This window comes from Kineosporia sp. R_H_3, assembly GCF_002198675.1.
In the GTDB taxonomy this organism is placed as follows: domain Bacteria; phylum Actinomycetota; class Actinomycetes; order Actinomycetales; family Kineosporiaceae; genus R-H-3.
Map to the genome: position 1 here is coordinate 23,835 of NZ_MWLL01000172.1, position 16,996 is coordinate 40,830.

The 16,996-nt window shown below is 74.7% G+C and carries 10 protein-coding genes and 1 tRNA gene; 6 read left to right on the forward strand and 5 right to left on the reverse strand.

Annotated elements, in window-relative coordinates; translation table 11 throughout:
• Positions 1-425: 425 nt before the first annotated feature.
• The 5 genes from ECOMGDLI_RS18620 to ECOMGDLI_RS18640 form a co-directional block, all read right to left on the reverse strand.
• Entirely contained in the window at positions 426-1,643 is a 1,218-nt protein-coding gene (locus tag ECOMGDLI_RS18620; RefSeq protein ID WP_088318346.1) for an IS481 family transposase, read from the reverse strand.
• A gap of 116 nt (positions 1,644-1,759) precedes the next feature.
• Positions 1,760-1,832, reverse strand: a tRNA-Lys gene (locus ECOMGDLI_RS18625).
• 97 nt (positions 1,833-1,929) lie between these two features.
• Complete coding sequence (locus ECOMGDLI_RS18630; RefSeq protein ID WP_158221058.1) at positions 1,930-4,650, reverse strand: SpoIIE family protein phosphatase; 2,721 nt, start codon at positions 4,648-4,650, stop codon at positions 1,930-1,932.
• A 195-nt stretch (positions 4,651-4,845) separates the two neighbouring features.
• Positions 4,846-7,851, reverse strand: coding sequence for a SpoIIE family protein phosphatase (locus tag ECOMGDLI_RS18635; protein ID WP_088318348.1), 3,006 nt, complete (start codon positions 7,849-7,851; stop codon positions 4,846-4,848).
• Positions 7,852-7,937: 86 nt separating this feature from the next.
• The gene (locus ECOMGDLI_RS18640) at positions 7,938-9,530 is read right to left on the reverse strand and encodes a GGDEF domain-containing protein (protein ID WP_158221059.1); all 1,593 of its coding nucleotides are present in this window, start codon (positions 9,528-9,530) and stop codon (positions 7,938-7,940) included.
• 86 nt (positions 9,531-9,616) lie between these two features.
• Here ECOMGDLI_RS18640 and ECOMGDLI_RS18645 point away from each other — a divergent pair, with 86 nt between their 5' ends.
• The 6 genes from ECOMGDLI_RS18645 to ECOMGDLI_RS18670 all read left to right on the forward strand — a co-directional run bounded on the left by ECOMGDLI_RS18645 (position 9,617) and on the right by ECOMGDLI_RS18670 (position 16,912).
• The gene (locus ECOMGDLI_RS18645) at positions 9,617-10,156 is read left to right on the forward strand and encodes a MarR family winged helix-turn-helix transcriptional regulator (protein ID WP_143447779.1); all 540 of its coding nucleotides are present in this window, start codon (positions 9,617-9,619) and stop codon (positions 10,154-10,156) included.
• Positions 10,153-11,883 carry an ABC transporter ATP-binding protein gene (locus ECOMGDLI_RS18650; RefSeq protein WP_088318351.1) on the forward strand — a complete coding sequence of 577 codons (1,731 nt, stop codon included), beginning with the start codon at positions 10,153-10,155 and terminating at the stop codon, positions 11,881-11,883. The genes ECOMGDLI_RS18645 and ECOMGDLI_RS18650 overlap by 4 nt, the downstream gene beginning before the upstream one ends.
• A 187-nt stretch (positions 11,884-12,070) precedes the next feature.
• Positions 12,071-14,026, forward strand: a complete 1,956-nt coding sequence (locus ECOMGDLI_RS18655) for an ABC transporter ATP-binding protein (RefSeq protein WP_198954987.1) — start codon at positions 12,071-12,073, stop codon at positions 14,024-14,026.
• Between the two features lie 111 nt (positions 14,027-14,137).
• Positions 14,138-14,389 (forward strand): DUF4242 domain-containing protein, encoded by a 252-nt coding sequence (locus tag ECOMGDLI_RS18660; RefSeq protein ID WP_088318353.1) that lies wholly within the window; start codon positions 14,138-14,140, stop codon positions 14,387-14,389.
• A 58-nt stretch (positions 14,390-14,447) separates the two neighbouring features.
• Positions 14,448-16,325 (forward strand): tetratricopeptide repeat protein, encoded by a 1,878-nt coding sequence (locus ECOMGDLI_RS18665; protein WP_088318354.1) that lies wholly within the window; start codon positions 14,448-14,450, stop codon positions 16,323-16,325.
• Between the two features lie 125 nt (positions 16,326-16,450).
• On the forward strand, positions 16,451-16,912 hold the full coding sequence (locus tag ECOMGDLI_RS18670; protein ID WP_088318355.1) for a hypothetical protein: 462 nt from the start codon (positions 16,451-16,453) through the stop codon (positions 16,910-16,912).
• Positions 16,913-16,996: the final 84 nt, after the last annotated feature.

Genomic DNA, 16,996 nt, shown 5'->3' on the forward strand with positions numbered 1-16,996 from the left:
CACTCGGCGTCGGGGCGTCGTCTCGACGTCTCGGCGAAGATCCGACCCGACGCGACCGGTCAGGCTGAGCGCCGACAGTGCGCGCTATGTCCGTCAGTTCCTGGCGGACGAAGCGACTCGGGCCAGCACACGCGGGACGCGACGGCAGTCCACGGATGCCTGCCAGCGGATTATCGATCCGCACATTGGAGGTCGTCGACGCAGGCTTCGTGCTCAGAACAGAGCCGCTACAAGCGTGTTTCGCGGCGCTGTCGCTGGCCGTCCCGTTGGCAGTTCCGTTGGCAGTGGTGTCAGATATTGAGATCCAGAGTCCCGAAATGCGAGAACCTGCAGGTCAGACAGTGGGCCTGTGGACCTTCGGTTGATGCTTGACGGATCTGTTTCGGTTGATCCTTGACACTCCGTCGTTGTCGTTCTGCTGGAGGTTAGGGCCGGGGGCTGGTGCCTGCGGCGCGTTTCTTGCGGATCGGGCGGGGGTCGGTGCGGGTGACGGTCTTGAGGAGTTCGGTGCCGATCCAGAACTGCAGGGTCTGGTCGGTGACCAGGACGTCGACGGGGCGGCCTGCGTGGTGCTTGCCGACGCTGACCTGCTGGGCGCCGACGCAGGCGACTCCGTTGACCGCGACCTTCCTGGCGACCCACTCCTGACCGGGGCCGGCCGACCGCTGCTTGCCCTGCGTGCCCTTCTGGTGTGCTGCCGGATCGGTCCGAGGTCGCTTCGTTTCCACGATGTGGAAGCGGCTTGCCGGGGTCTGGTCGTCGATCGCCTGGTGGGGCCGGTCGTGGTTGTAGTGCGCGACCCACGCGTCGAGCTCGGCCTGGGCGTGATCGAGGCAGTCGAACACCCGGCTGGTGTCGAACTCGGCGCGCAGGGTCCGGTGGAACCGCTCGATCTTCCCGGTCGTGGTCGGTGACCTGGGCCGGGTGAGCAGGTGCTCGATCCCGTTCTCCCGGCAGATCCGGTCGAACAGCACCTCCACCGGTGGCTGTGCGAACCGGCCGGTGAAGACCTTGCCGTTGTCGGTCAGGATCTGCGCCGGCACCCCGTACGTCCGCAGCGCGGCCGCGAGCCCGTCGCAGACGGCCTGGGTCCGCTCGCGCGGCATCAGCCGCGCCGAGACACAGAACCGGGAGTGGTCATCGACCCCGGTCAACGCCTTCGCCGAGGTCCCGTCCGCCAACGCGAACCCACCCACGACGTCCATCTGCCACAGCTCCATCGGCGCAGCCCGCTCCCACCGCCGGAACGCCTCACCCCGCCGGCGCCGCGCGTCCGGGACCACCAGCCCGGCCCGCAGCAGGCACCGGTACACCCCGGACTCCGAGGGCACCTCGTCGACCGGGACCAGCCCGCGGCGCACCATCTCGGCCCGGATCCGGCGCGGCCCCCACGACGGGTGCGCCCGCCGCAGCTCCAGCACCACGACCTCGACCGGCCCGGGCATCTGGTGCGGACACGACACCGGACGACGCGACCGGTCCCCGAGCCCCTCCAACCCACCGGCCTCGTACTTCGCCAGCCATGCATGCAACGTCTGACGAGACACCGACCACGCCGCCGCGACCTCGGTCACCGTCCTGCCCTGACCGATCACCGCCAACACAGCCTGATACCGCTGCTCGGCCACGCTCAACTCCCTCATGATCAGGGAGTGTCAAGAATCAACCGAAGCCGCTGTCAGGCATCAACCGAAACACCGTCAAGCATCAACCGACGACCAAACGTCCAGCATCAGCCGAAGGCATACAGGTCAGACAGTGGGCCCCGAGGGGATCGAACCCTCAACCCGCGGATTAAAAGTCCGCTGCTCTGCCGATTGAGCTAGAGGCCCGGAGCGGTCCCGCGTGCCGCAGGAGCCCCGCTCACAGTATCCCGGGTGCCCGCCACAGGGCCCGGCCGATCCGCGGGTGGACGTCGGCAGAGGACCGTCACCAGTCCTCACCCGTGACCCGTACGACGAGCAGCGCCGTGTCGTCGGTCGCGTCGGGCGTGAGCAGTGCGAGCGTGAGGTGCTCGCACACCGCCGCCAGCGGCACGGGGACGCCCGCGACGGCGGGCGACTGGACGCCCGCCCGGGCGTGCTCGGCGAACGTCTCGAGCCCGACCGTCAGCGACTCGCCGCGGCGTTCGACGAGGCCGTCGGTGTAGAGGACGAGGGTGTCGTCGGGGTCGAGGGTGGTGCGGGCGGTGGGGCGGGTGCCGATGCCGGGGACGCCCAGGAGCGGGGCGAGGCCCTCGTCGAGGAAGCGGGGTTCACCCGAGAGCGGCACGACCAGGGGCGGCGGGTGGCCGGCGCACGTGTACGACAGGGCGCCGGAGCGCGGGTCGAGGACGGCGTAGAACAGGCTCGTCATGGGGGCGCCGTCGATCTGGTCGACGTAGTCGTCGAGGCGCTCCACGAGGGCGGCGGGGTCGGTCACGACGGGGGCCAGCGCCCGCAGGGTGCTCCGGAGCTGGCCCATGGCGGCTGCGGCGGCGAGCGAGTGGCCGGCGACGTCGCCGATGACGAGGGCGGCCCAGCCGCCGGGCAGGGCGATGACGTCGTACCAGTCGCCGCCGATCTGCAGCTCGAGGGTGCCGGGGCGGTAGACCGTGGCGGCCTCGACGCCGGGGACGTCGTCCGGGCGGCCGAGGAGCGAGCGCTGCAGCTCGACGGCGATCGAGTGCTCGCGCTCGGCGGCGGCGGCGCGCCCGAGCGACTGGCCCGCGACCTGGCCGAGGGTGACGAGCAGGGACAGCTGCTCGGCGTCGAACGGCTGCGGCCCGGCGAAGCCGAGCGCGAGGCCGCCCTGCAGCGTCGACGACAGGAAGGGCACGGCCGCCCACGTCGACTCCTCGCTCGCGGCGAGCACCGGGGCGAAGTCCGGGTACCGCGCGTACGCGTCCGCGATCGACGGCAGCGTCACCACCTCGCCGGTGCGGACGGCGTCCGCGAGCGGGGTCGCGGCGTCGGCGACGGTCTTGCCGGTCTCGTCGAGGTCGGGGTCCATCGGGCGGCCGCGGGTCGCCGTCGTCGTGAACCGGCCGTCCGGCCCGACGACCCGGATCACCGCGCTGCTCGCGGACACCGCCCCGAGGCCGTGCCCGAGGACGGCGTCGAGCACGGCCTCGGTGCTCGTCGCCGCGGCCATGAGGGCGACGACGTCCTGCAGCGCCGTGAGGTGCTCGGTGTGCCGGCGCTGGGCCTCGAAGAGCCGGCCGCGCTCGAGTGCGAGCCCGGCCTGCGCGGCGACCGCCGTCGCGAGCGCGGCGAAGTCGTCGTCGAAGTCGCGGGTCTCGGTGAAGCCCCACCCGAGGGCCCCAACGGTGTGCCCGTCGACGAGGACCGGCACCCCCGCGACCGCCTCGAACGTCGCCGGGAGGTCGTCCGCGCCGGGGAAGGCGGTCAGCACCTGCGCGCGTCCGCTCGCGCAGACGAAGCGCCCCGCCGCGTACGCGGCGGTCAGCGGCACCGGCCGGTCCCCGGCGAGGACCACGTCGAGCCGGGCCCGTTGGGTGTCGTCGTACCCGTACGCGGTGAGCGCCCGGAGCCGGCCGGCCTCGTCGGGGACGGCGAGCACCGCCGTCCTGCTGCCGAGCGCGGTGGCCGTGAGCTCGGCGATCACCCCGACGACCTGGGCCGGGGTGGTCAGCCCCGACAGCGCCGCGGTCACCCCCTGGAGCAGCTCGGCCCGGGCCCGTGCCTGCTGCTCGGCGTCGAGCAGCCGGCTGCGCTCGGTCGCCGCCTCGGCCCGGACCTCGGCCGAGCGCCGGGCGTCCTCGGCCTCCCGCCGCCGTCGCACCGACTCCTCGCGCTCGCCGATCTCAGCGGCGAGCGACAGGCCCACGACGACGACGAGCCCGATGAGCAGGTTGAGCGCGAACCACGTCGCGTCCTCGGAGACGCCGTCGGGCACCCGGATCCGCCCGGTCGCCGAGGCCTCGCCGAGGATCGTCGCCATCGCGAGCCCGGCGAGCCCGACCCCGCGGGTGCCGAGGAGGAACGCCACCCCGACGAGCAGCAGCACGAGCACGTAGCCCAGCCAGACGACGTCCCACCGGAAGATCGCGAGCGACGCGAGCACGCAGACGACGAGGAGCCCGATCCCGAGCGGGCTGCGCAGCCGCCAGCGGGTCAGGTCGTCCCCCGACCGCCAGCCGAGCGCCGCCCCGCCGACGAGCAGGACGCCGAGCCCGTCGCCGAGCAGCCAGCGCGCCGCGAACAGCCACCAGTCCCGCGACCCGCCGTCCACGGTATGCGTCGTCGCCGCGACGACCGCACCGACGAGCGGGCCCGCGACGCAGGCGTACAGCAGGAACGTCCAGAGGTCCCGGCGGACGGCGAGGTCCGGACGACGGACGGCGGCCCGCAGCAGCGCCGCGCCGACGAGCGGCTCGAGGGTGTTCGCGAGCGCGTAGCCCACCGAGGCGACGGCGCCGAGGTCGCTCGCGAGGTCGATCGTCAGCTCGGTGGCCCCGACCGCGAGCAGGATCCACGGCCAGCGCCGCCGCCGGGTCAGGGCCAGGGCCGAGAGCGTCACACCGGCGGCGGGGAAGAAGCCCGGCCCGAGCCCGCTGGAGTCGAACCAGGCCAGCGTGAGCGTCGCGCCGAGGGCGTAGAGACCGGCCGTGAGCAGCGCCAGACCAGCGGTGCCGGCGGCTCTGCGCATGCAACTGACCTCCGTCGACGTGGCGGTGCCGGTCGGTGGGCCGATCATCTCCCGGCGGTGGTCGCGGCGCCCGCCCCGGGCTGCCGCCGTGGCTCTGCTTGCCACGGTGCGAGCGGTCCCGTCCCAGGAACCAGCGCGACGCACACGGACGTTACTGCGTGGCCGGGCCCGTGGTCGCGCGACCGCGGGAGAACGTCAGACCGGCGGCCGGGTGAGGACGAGGAGCGCGACGTCGTCGGCGAGGGCGCGCTCGCCGATGCACCGGGCGAGCACCGCCTCGGCGACCCGGTCCGCCGACCCGGGCGCCCAACGGCCGTCCGGGCCGGCGAGCGCCACGCCGGCGGTCGCCCCGACGAGCGCGGCGATCCCGTCGTCGAGCGTCGCGAGCCGGTCCTCGACGAGGCCGTCGGTGTAGCCGACGAGCGCGCTCCCGCGCGGGAACGGGACGGTCACCGGCGCGGCCCGCGACGGGAGCCCCGAGCGGTCGACGAGCCCGCTCACCCCGAGCAGCGGCCCGCGGGCGCCCTCGAGCGGTGCGGTCGCGCCGTCCGGTCCGCGCAGGACGAGCGGCGGGTGACCGGCGTGGGCGTACGTGAGCGTCCCGGCGGCGACGTCGACGACGGCGACGACCGCCGTGGCGAGCGAGACCGTCGCCACCTGGCCGGTGACCTGCTCGGCCCGGTCGAAGACCCGGTCCAGCGGCACCCCGGCGGCGAGCAGCGTCGACAGCACGGTGCGCAGCTGGGCCATGTCGGCCGCCGCCTCCATCCCGTGCCCGGCGACGTCGCCGAGGACGACGGCGAGCCGGCCGTCGGGCAGGACGAGCCCGTCGTAGAAGTCGCCGCCGATCCCGACCGACGTCTGCGCGGCCCGGTAGGTCGCGTGCATCTCCAGGCCGTCGACCTCGGGCATCGGCCGCAGGAAGCGGCGCTGGAGGCCCTCGACGAGCTCGTGCTCGGCGGCGTGCAGCCGGGCCCGCTCGACGGTCTGCCCGCACAGCTCCGTGACCGTGTCGAGGGTGGCCCGCAGCACCGGGTCGAGGACGACGGGCGCGTCCCAGCCGAGCTCGAGGGTGCCCAGCGGGGAGTCCGTGCTGTCGCGCAGGACGAGGACGACGGACGCCGGCCGGCGGGCCGCCGCGAGGTCGGTGGCCCCCAGCGCGGACGGCGTCGCGCTCTCGGACCGGACCGGTTGCTCGCCCTCGAGGATCCGCAGCCGCGCCCGGGACGCGCCGACGACGGCCGGTGCGAGCCGGCCCACCGCGCAGGAGACATCGGCCGCGGTGACCGCCGAGGCCAGCTCCTGCGCGAGCACGGCGAGCGCGCCGGTGCGCTGCGCGGCCACGACGTGGGCGTCGGTGAGGCGGGCCCGCTCGAACGCCTGCGCGCACAGCTCGGCGACGGTCTCGACCCGTGCGGTGAGCTCGTCGTCGAGGGAGTCGGTGCTGGCCCAGCCCATCGTCAGCGCGCCGAGGGCCCGGCCCGCCGCGTCGAGGAGCGGCGTCGCCACCGACAGCGTCACCCCGGCGGCGGTGCGGTCGGCCTGCAGCTCGGCGGCGACAGCGGCGTCGCCGCCGACGTCCTGCGGCCGGACCGGGTCGGTGAGGACGACGGTGCGCCGCTCCCGGACCGCCCGGACGACGTCCAGCGGCGAGCTGAGCGGCAGCGTCCGGTAGCGCCGGCGGAGCTCCTCGGGCAGGTCGGGAGGCTGGAGCAGGGTGAGGGTGCCGCCGTCGGGGTCGGCGAGCCCGACCGTGGCGAACCGGCTGCCGACCGCCGCGCCGGCGTGCCCGCCGATCGCGTCGCCGACCTCGGCGACGGTCGCGGCGGCGTTGAGCCGGCGGGCGAGGACGGCGAGCGCCGTGGCCTGCTCCACCGACCGGCGCCGGGCGGTGATGTCGGTCGCTGACGGCACGAGCGCGACGACCGCGCCGTCCTCGACGACCGGCACGAGCTGGTAGTCGATGAGGATCGTGCCGTGCGCCATGCGCACCTCGAGGTCGAACCGGCTCGTCCGGCCGCGCTGCCCCGCGAGCACCGAGGCGTGCGCCCGCTCCACGACGCCGTCGTCCCAGGTGAACCAGGACGTCTCCCAGAGCTTGCGGCCCACGACGTCGGCCATCGTCAGCCCGCCGGCCTCGACCGCCGTCCGGTTCGCCTCGACGAGCGTCCCGTCGGGCAGGCAGAGCCCGACGAAGGAGAAGAGCGAGTCGATGAGCTGGCGCAGCCTGCGCTCGCTGCGCCGCTGCGCCGTGACGTCGGAGAGCACCGCGACGACGCCGAGCACCTCGCCGGACGGCGACCGCACCCGGTGGAAGTCCTCGACCCAGGTCCTCAGGTCGGGGGAGGCGGGCGTCCGGCCGGTGATCTCGACGTCCCGCAGCGGCTCGCCGGTCTCGAGCACCCGGCGCAGGACGGCGACCGCGTCGTCCCCGATCTCCGGGAGCACGTCGGTGACGTGGCGGCCGAGGTGCTCCTCGACGGGCACCCCGTTGACGGCCGCGAGGGCCGGGTTGACCATCGCGAACCGCAGGTCGGGGTCGAGGAGAGCGAGCCCGATCGGGGCCTCCTCGAACAACGCGCGCAGCAGGGCGCGGACGTCCTGGGCCGGGGCGGGGACGGTGACGTCCGCGGGGTGCGCCGGGGAGGGGACGGGCGGCCCGGACGGCGCGCGCCGCGCCGGTGCGTCGGCGCCGGTCCGCAGCGCGAGCCCCGCGAGGTCGGCGACGGTCGTGAGGAAGGTCGAGCCGTCCCGGTCCGGGCGGCGGTCGTCGGCCCAGCCGAGCAGGAGCAGGCCGACGAGCCGCGGGCCGACGACGAGCGGCAGCGTCGCGGACGCCCCCTGCGGCGCGGCCACGCCGGCCGGCGCGGGGAAGCGCTCCTCGTGCTCGGCGCGCGAGGAGAGCAGGACGGCCTCGCGCAGCACGGCCGCGTGCGCCACCGGGGTGCCCGGGACGAGCCCGCCGGTGTACCGGGCGAGGTCGTGCGGCCCGAGCCCGACGGCGGCCGCGACCTCGAGCGCGCCCTCCGCCCCGATGCGCAGCAGGGCGCCGGTCGTCGCGCCGCAGCCGGCGACGGCCTGGGTGAGCACGAGGGTCGGCGCGTCGGTCTCGTCCGGCGTCGCGACAAGGGTGTGGAGCACGAGGCGGACGCGTTCGAGCGCGTCGCGCGTGCGCGCGTCGGTGCCCTCGTCGGCGTCCACGGGCCGCCTCCCATCCCCCCGGGTCCGTCATTGTCGCCCACACGGCCCGCGGCGGTCGAGGACGTCGGAACCGACGCGCGGGTGCGTCAGTCGTCCGCGCAGAGCCGTCCGCGGCCGAGCGCCTTGGCCCGGTAGAGCCGGCTGTCCGCGTCCCGGAGCAGGTCGTCCACGGCCGGGGAGGGGCCGACCGCCAGGCCCGCGCTCACCGTCACGCGGAGCCCGGGGGACAGGTCCTCCCAGCCGAGGGCGTGCACCGCGTCGACGATCTCCTCGCCGCGGCGCCGGGCGTCGTGGCCGTGCACGGTGTCCAGGAGCAGGACGAACTCGTCGCCGCCGAGCCGGACGACGAGGTCCGACGGCCGGCAGTGCTCGGCGAGGACGGCGACGACGCGGCGCAGCACGTCGTCGCCGACGCCGTGGCCGAGCACGTCGTTGACCCGCTTGAAGTGGTCCAGGTCGACCATGAGCACCGCGAGGTGGTGGTCCTCGGGGTTGCGGCGCAGCCGGGTGAGGTGCCGGGCGTAGGCGTGCCGGTTCGCGGCGCCGGTCAGCTCGTCGAGGTAGGCGCGCTCGGCGAGCCGGGCGTTCTCCAGCTTGATCCGCTCGGCCTCCAGGCGTGCCCGGGCCGCGCCGAGGAGCTTGATCCGGGCGCTCCAGCGCAGGGCCGTCAGCTCGTCGACGTAACGGGTCGAGGCGGGCGTCGCGCCGAGCCGGGCGGCGACGCCGAGGGCCATCATCCGGATCGTCGGCAGGTAGTCGTCGCTGAGCCGGGTGAGGGACTGCTCGACGAGGTCGGCCGCGACGTCGTCCCGGCCCGCCGCGAGCGCGCGGACCGCGCCGCCGAGCCGGACGCAGCCGAGGTACCCGGGCCACGACGAGGTCTCGACGCCCGCGCAGACCTCGGCGTACGGCGCGGGCTCCGGGTCACCGGCGATCGCGGCGAGCAGGTAGTGCACCGCTGCGTTGTCCCGCAGCCACTGCGGCGGCAGGTCCTGGACGACGTCCGCGGGCAGCCGGCGCCGGTCGGCGGCCCGCCGCCGGGCGCCGTCGGTGAGGCCGGCCTCGGCCAGCGCGCACGTCCAGGCGGCGTGCGCCTCGCTGCGGTTGAGCGCGACGACGCGCCGGTTGAACAGCCGGGTGCCCTCCAGGCCCGGCGGCAGCGGGACGGCGAGCGCCTCGTCCGCGCGCTCGTACATCTCCTCCTCGAGCTCCCAGAGGTTGCGGTGGCCGTAGCCGAGGCCGCAGGCGATGTAGGCGACGGGGCGGTGGACGGCGGAGCCGCGGCCGTCGTCGAGGAGCGCGACGGCGCGGGCGAGCGCGGCGTCCGGCGCCGCCGGGCCCTCGCCCCGGTCGCGCTCGGGGAGCTCGCCGCGGGTCGCGACGACGAGCGCACGCAGGGCGTCGTCGTCGGCGGCCTCGGCCTCGACCTCCATCCGGTCGATGAGCTCCACCGGGTCGTCCCCGTCGAGCAGCGCGTGCGCGTAGACCGAGTAGTGGCTGAGCAGGGCGACGTCGTGCCAGCCGCGGTCGGCCGCCAGGTCGAGGAGGTCGGTCGCCGCGGTGCCGAGCGGTCCGCTCTGCGACTGCTCGAGCAGCGCGTAGCCGGCGACCACCGCCTCGGAGTGCGCGGGGTCCGCGGCGGACCACTCGGGCGCGACGACCATGCCCGAGGATTGCATGCTCCACCATCGGCCGGAGGACCGAGCCGCTTGACGTCCCACAATCCGATTGCGGGGCTAACAGTTGCGGGGCTAACGTTCTCTGCGTGGATCCTGTGGAGCGCCCGGCCGCCTGCCCCGCCACGGCCGACGCCCCGCTGACGACCCAGGTCCACGAGGCCTTCCTGCGGCTGGTCCACCGGCAGCGGCTGCTCCTGCAGCGGGTGCTGTCCCGCCACGAGCTGCACCCCGGGCAGGCGATGTGCCTGCGGGTGCTCGCCCAGCGGGACGGCGTCAGCCAGCGCGACATCGCCGAGACGCTCATGCTCTCCGCGCCGACCGTCACCCGGATGCTCCAGCGGATGGAGCGCTCCGGGCTCGTCGAGCGGGCGAGCGACCCGGACGACGCGCGGCAGACGGTCGTCCGGCTCACCCCGGTCGGGACCGGTCTGCAGGCGCTCGTCGACAGCGCGCTCACCGAGTTCCTCGACCGGTCCCTGGCCCGGCTCCCCGAGCAGGACCTGCGCGACCTCGCCCGGCTCATGACCGCCTGGTGCGGGACGGCCGACCTCGAGGACGCCGTGAGCGCGCCCTTCGACCCCGACCCCGACTCGTCCGGCCCCGTGCCGGCGGAGGGAGCCCCGTGACCCGGCTTCTGCGCACCTACCTGCGGCCGTACCGGCGGCAGGTGTGGATCGTCGTCGTCCTGCTCCTCGTCCAGGCGATCGGCAACCTGCTCCTGCCGAGCCTCAATGCCGACATCATCGACAACGGCGTCGTCACCGGCGACACCGGCTACATCGTGCGGACCGGCGGCGTGATGCTCGCGGTGACGGCCGGTCTCGCCCTCGCCGCGATCGCCGGCGCCTGGTACAGCGCGCTCGCGTCGATGGGCTTCGGCCGGGACGTCCGGTCGGCGATCTTCCGGCGCGTGCAGGGCTTCTCGCTGCGCGAGGTCAACGACTTCGGAGCACCGTCCCTCATCACGCGCAACACGAACGACGTCCAGCAGGTGCAGCAGCTCGTCCTCATGGGGCTGGCGTTCATGGTGTCCGCGCCGATCACCGCGGTCGGCGGCGTCGTCATGGCGCTGCGCGAGAACGTCCGGCTGTCCGGCCTCATCGCCGTCGTCATCCCGGTCATGCTCGCGTTCATCGCCGTGATCCTCAGCCGGGCGATCCCGCTCTTCCGCGCGGTGCAGACGAAGATCGACCGGATCAACCAGGTCATGCGCGAGCAGCTCACCGGCGTCCGCGTCGTCCGGGCCTTCGTGCGGACCCGGCACGAGGAGGCCCGGTTCGCCGAGGCGAACGCCGACCTCACCGACACGACCCTGCGGGTGACCCGGCTCTTCGCCCTGACGATGCCGGCGATCATGTTCGTCATCAACGTGTCGAGCGTGCTCATCGTGTGGTTCGGCGGCCGGCTCATCGACAGCGGCCGGATGCAGATCGGCGACATGACGGCGTTCCTCAGCTACATGATGCAGATCCTCTTCAGCGTCATGATGGCCGTGATGATGGCGGTCATGGTGCCGCGCGCCGCGGCGTCCGCCGAGCGGATCCAGGCCGTCCTCGACACGGTCCCCGCGGTGCACGACCCGCAGCAGCCCGTCGAGCCCGGCCCGCCCCGCGGCGTCGTCGAGCTGCGGGACGTCGAGTTCGGCTACCCCGGCGCCGAGGAGCCGGTGCTGCGCGGGGTCAGCGTGCGCATCGAGCCCGGCCGGACGACGGCCGTCGTCGGCAGCACCGGCTCGGGCAAGACGACGCTCGTCAACCTGCTGCCACGGCTCTACGACGTCACGGCGGGGGCGGTGCTCCTCGACGGCGTCGACGTCCGGGAGATGCGCCAGGAGGACGTCTGGCGCCGGCTCGGGATCGTGCCCCAGAAGGCCTTCCTCTTCAACGGGACCGTCGCGACGAACCTGCGCTTCGGTCGCCCCGACGCGACCGACGAGGAGCTGTGGCACGCCCTCGAGGTCGCCCAGGCCGCGGACTTCGTCCGCGCGATGCCCGACGGCCTGGACTCCCGGGTCGACCAGGCGGGCGCCAACTTCTCCGGCGGCCAGCGGCAGCGGCTCTCGATCGCCCGCGCGCTCGTGCGCCGCCCGGCCGTGTACGTCTTCGACGACAGCTTCTCCGCCCTCGACTACGCGACCGACGCCCGGCTGAGAGCCGCGCTCGCCCGGGAGACGACGCAGGCCAGCGTCGTCATCGTCGCCCAGCGGATCAGCACGATCCTCGACGCCGACAGCATCGTCGTCCTCGACGGCGGCCGGGTCGTCGGCACCGGCACCCACGACGAGCTCCTGGAGTCGTGCCCGACGTACGCGGAGATCGTGTCGTCCCAGCTCGCCGCGGCGGGTGCGGCGTGAGCGGGGGAGGCGCCGCGACCGTGCCTGGACCGACGAGAGAGCAGGCATGCCCTTCGCCTGCGAACAAGGAGCAAGGGCGCGGTCATCATGCGCCGCCTCTCTCGCGAACCGGAGGCAGAGCGTGACGGCGACGACGGCCGCCCGCGGCCCCGCGGCGGGCGGCCCGGCCCGCGGTCCCGGCGGCCCGATGCGCGGCCCCGGCGGCGGTCACGGCCCGATGGGCGGCATGGGGATGCCGACGGAGAAGGCCCGGGACGCCGGTGCCACGGCCCGGCGGATGCTCGCCCGGCTGCGGCCCGAACGGATGCTCATCGGCCTCGTCATCGTCTCCGCGGTCGTCGCGCAGGCCTTCGCGGTGGCCGGCCCGAAGCTCCTCGGCAACGCGACGAACATCCTGTTCGCCGGCGTCGTCGGCCGGCGGCTGCCCGCAGGGGTGACCAAGGAGCAGGTCGTCGAGCGGCTGCGCGCGGCGGGGGACACCACCCAGGCCGACATGCTGTCGGCGATGGACGTCGTCCCCGGCGTCGGCGTGGACTTCGGGGCGCTGCGCGCCTCGCTGCTCGTCGTCGTCGCGGTCTACGTGCTGTCGTCGTTGTTCATGTGGGTCCAGCAGTACGTCATGGCGGGCGTGACGCAGCGGACGATCTTCGTGCTGCGCGAGGAGGTCGACCACAAGCTCGGCCGGCTCCCGCTGCGGTACTTCGACTCGCACCCGCGCGGCGACATCCTGTCCCGCGTCACGAACGACATCGACAACATCAGCCAGACCCTCCAGCAGACGCTGACGCAGCTCATCACGAGCCTGTTCTCGGTGCTCGGCGTGCTCGTCATGATGGTGTGGATCAGCCCGCTGCTCGCGCTCATCTCTCTCGTCAGCGTGCCGCTGTCGATCGTCGTGACGATGCTCGTCGCGAAGCGCTCGCAGCCGCAGTTCGCGCTGCAGTGGAAGTGGACCGGCACGCTCAACGGCCACGTCGAGGAGACCTACTCGGGGCACGACCTCGTCAAGGTCTTCGGCCGCGGCGACGCCTCGCTCGAGACGTTCGACGCGGCGAACGAGGAGATGTACAAGGCCTCGTTCAAGGCCCAGTTCATCAGCGGGATCATCATGCCCGCGATGAACATCATCGGGAACCTGTCGTACGTCGGGATCGCCGTCCTCGGCGGGCTCCGGGTGGCGTCGGGCGGGATGTCGCTGGGCGACGTCCAGGCGTTCATCCAGTACTCGCGCCAGTTCACGATGCCGATCACCCAGCTCGCGAGCATCACGAACGTCGTCCAGTCCGGCCTGGCGTCGGCGGAGCGGGTCTTCGAGCTCCTCGACGAGCCCGAGGAGGAGCCCGACGACCCCGAGCCCGTCGTCCTGCCGACACCGAGCGGGCACGTCGTCTTCGACCGGATCTCGTTCCGCTACGAGGCCGACAAGCCCCTCATCGAGGACCTCTCGCTCGAGGCGCTGCCAGGCCAGACGGTCGCGATCGTCGGCCCCACCGGGGCCGGCAAGACGACGCTCGTCAACCTGCTCATGCGGTTCTACGAGCTGGACGGCGGCCGCATCACCCTCGACGGCGTGGACGTCCGCCGGCTGACCCGCGACGACCTGCGCCGCTCGTTCGGCATGGTCCTGCAGGACGCCTGGCTCTTCGGCGGCACGATCCACGACAACATCGCGTACGGCGCGACGGACCCGTCGGACGAGCAGGTGCTCGCGGCAGCCCGGGCGGCGCACGTCGACCACTTCGTCCGGACCCTGCCGCAGGGGTACGACACCGTCCTCGACGACGACGCGAGCAACGTCAGCGCGGGGGAGCGGCAGCTCCTGACGATCGCCCGGGCGTTCCTCGCGGACCCGTCGATCCTCATCCTCGACGAGGCGACGAGCTCGGTCGACACCCGCACCGAGGTGCTCATCCAGGAGGCGATGAACCGGCTGCGGCGCGGCCGGACGAGCTTCGTCATCGCGCACCGGCTCTCGACGATCCGCGGCGCGGACACGATCCTCGTGCTCGAGTCCGGCCGGGTCGTCGAGCAGGGCGACCACGAGACGCTGCTCGCCCGCGGCGGGGTCTACGCCGACCTCTACCGCAGCCAGTTCGCGCGCAGCGGCGCGGACGACGAGGAGGCGGCGCAGGCCGGTCCCTGACGGTCGCGGGGCGGGGAGCGGTGTCACACGCACCGTCAAACACGGCCCCGGTGCGATGGGTCCACCAGCCCCGCCGACCAGCGGCGGGGCGTGCACGACAGGACCGGTCGAATGCCACTGTTCATGGACATCCACACGATCGAGGGAGGCGTCAGCGGCTCCGACGTCGCCGGCGCGCACGCGGCGGACCTCGCCACCCAGGACGCGCACGGCGTCCACTACCTGAAGTACTGGGTCGACGAGGAGGCCGGCAAGATCTTCTGCCTCGTCGACGCGCCGTCGGCCGACGCCGCCAACGAGGTGCACCGGCAGGCGCACGGTCTCGTCGCCGACGAGATCTTCCCGGTCAGCGAGCACGCGTGACCTCCGGCGCCGGCGGGTACCGTGCACACGTCCGGACCCGCCGGCGTCGGGGGACCCCGTGAACCTGACCGTCAAGCTGCTCGGCCGCCCGGCGCTCCTGCGCGGTGACGGGCCGGGTTACCAGTTCCGCAGCCGCAAGAGCTGGGCCGTGCTCGCCTACCTGCTGCGCGCCGAGCGACCTCCCGGCCGCAGCCAGCTGGCCGCACTGCTCTTCCCGGACGCCGACGACCCGGCACGCGCCCTGCGCTGGAGCCTCGCAGAGGTCCGGCGGGGCCTCGGGGACGGCACGGTGCTCGAGGGCGACCCGCTCGTCCTGCGGCTCCCGCCGGGGACGGTCGTCGACCTCGACGTCGTGACGCGGGGCGCGTGGCCGGACGCCGTCGCGGCGGTCGACGTGGAGGCAGAGCTCCTCGAGGGCCTCGCCGTGCGTGGCTCCGCGGCCTTCGACACCTGGCTGCTCGGGCAGCGCCGGCACGCGGCGGCGGCCTGCGAGGCGGCGCTGCACGAGGCGGCGCTCGGGGCGATGTCCGCCGGTGACCTCGCGGGCGCCACCTCGTACGCCGTCCGGCTCGTCGCGCGGGAGCCGCTCGACGAGAACCACCAGGCCCTGCTCATCCGGCTCTACCGTGCCGCGGGCGACGACGAGGCCGCCCGGGCCCAGCTCGAGACCTGTACGGCGCTGCTGGCCGGCGAGCTCGGGGTCGAGCCCGGGCCGGTGGTCATGGCGGCGATGCGGCAGCCGGCGCAAGGGCCTCCCGGCGGCACCGACGAGGCCGACGTCGACGCGCTCGTCGAGGCCGGGGTCGCGGCCGTCTCTGCGGGCGCCGTCGACGCCGGCATCGCCTCGCTGCGGACCGCGGCCCGGTTCGCCGACGCCGGGGACCTCACCGGGCTGCGGATCCGGGCCCGGATCGCCCTCGGCGAGGCCCTCGTGCACGCCACCCGCGGGCTCGACGAGGACGGCCTCGCCGCGCTCCACGAGGCGGACCGGATCGCCGTCGACGCCGGCCGCGCCGAGGCCGCCGCCCAGGCGCGTGCCGAGCTGGGGTACGTCGACTTCCTGCGCGCCCGGTACGACCGCGCCGAGCGTCACCTCGGCGACGCGCTCGCGCTCGCCGGGCCGTCGCCCGCGGTGGCGGCGAAGGCCACGACCTATCTCGGGTCGGTGGCCGCGGACCGTGCCGACTACCCGCGGGCGCTCGCCCTGCTGCCCGAGGCGGTGCGGCTGGCCCGCCTCGCCGGGGAGCCGCGCCGCGAGGCGTACGCCCTGTCGATGCTCGGCCGGCTGCACCTGCTGCGCGGGGACCGGGACGAGGCCGCCCGGCTGCTCGACGAGGCCGTCGCGCTGGCGACCGCCGAGCACTGGCTGTCGTTCCTGCCGTGGCCGCAGGCGATCCGCGGCGAGGTCCAGCTGCGGCGCGGTGACGCGGACGGCGCCGCGGAGCTGCTCCGGCAGGCCTTCGCGCGGGCCTGCCGGCTCGGCGACCCCTGCTGGGAGGGCATCTCCGGTCGCGGGCTCGCGCTCGTCGCCGAGGCCACGGGGGACGTCGACCGCGCGTTCGAGCTCCTCGCGGACGCCGCGGCCCGCTGCGTACGGCTCGCCGACCCGTACGTGTGGCTCGAGGCCTACATCCTCGACGCGCAGTGCGAGCTCGGGGTGCGGCACGGGCACCCGGCGGTGGCGGTCTGGGTGGGGCGGCTGCGGGAGCTGGCCTCCCGGGCCGGCATGCGCGAGCTCGTCGTCCGCTCGCTGCTCCACGGCGCTGCGCTCGGCCGCCCGGGCGACCTGGAGAGCGCGGTCCTGCTCGCCGCAGACCTGGACAACCCGGCGCTCACCGCCGACCTCGGCAGGGCCGCGACGGGTCGGGACCGCCCTCGGGGCCGCCCTCGCCCGGTGCGGTCCCGATCCCGGTCCAGGACGACATTCGGGTCGTAGCGCGACATACCGGCTCCTTTTCCCGGCACCCACCGGGATGGTGTGCGGTCGTCGTCCTTCAGTTCCCCGGCGCCCCGAGCCGATCCCAGACGCAGGATCGGGACCGAACCGGGAGCTGGGAAGCCGTGTTGTCGAAGCGAGGGGCCGTCGCGGCCCTGCTGTTCACCGCGCTGGTGCCGGGCGTCACCGGGTGCTCCGGGCCCGCGGACGACGGGACGCACACCCCGTCGACGGCCTCCGCGACGGCGGCCGCGACCGCGACCGAGCCGGCCGTCCGGCCCATCGAGACCGCGACCCCGGTCGCGTTCGACCGGGACGCGCCGAAGGCGAAGGCCCGCAACGAGATCGGCGAGCCGTGGCGGCTCGACGCCGCGGGGGCCACCGCGTGCGCGCGCGCGGAGTTCGCCTTCCGGTCCCCGGAGACCGGCGGTGACCTGGCCGGGCAGCTGGAGCAGCTGCGGTCGGCCGTGAAGAAGACGAAGAGCACGAGCCTGCGGGACGCCGTCGCCGCGCTGCCCGCCGGCGCCGCGGCCACCGACGTCCGCAGCGTCCTGGAGGTCTGCACCGCGATGGGGTACCAGCTGTGAGCCGGCCGCTCGGCAGGGTCGCCCTGGCCGTCGCCGCCCTCGCCGTCGCGGGGCTGTCCGCCGCGGCGCCCGCGGCGGACAGCC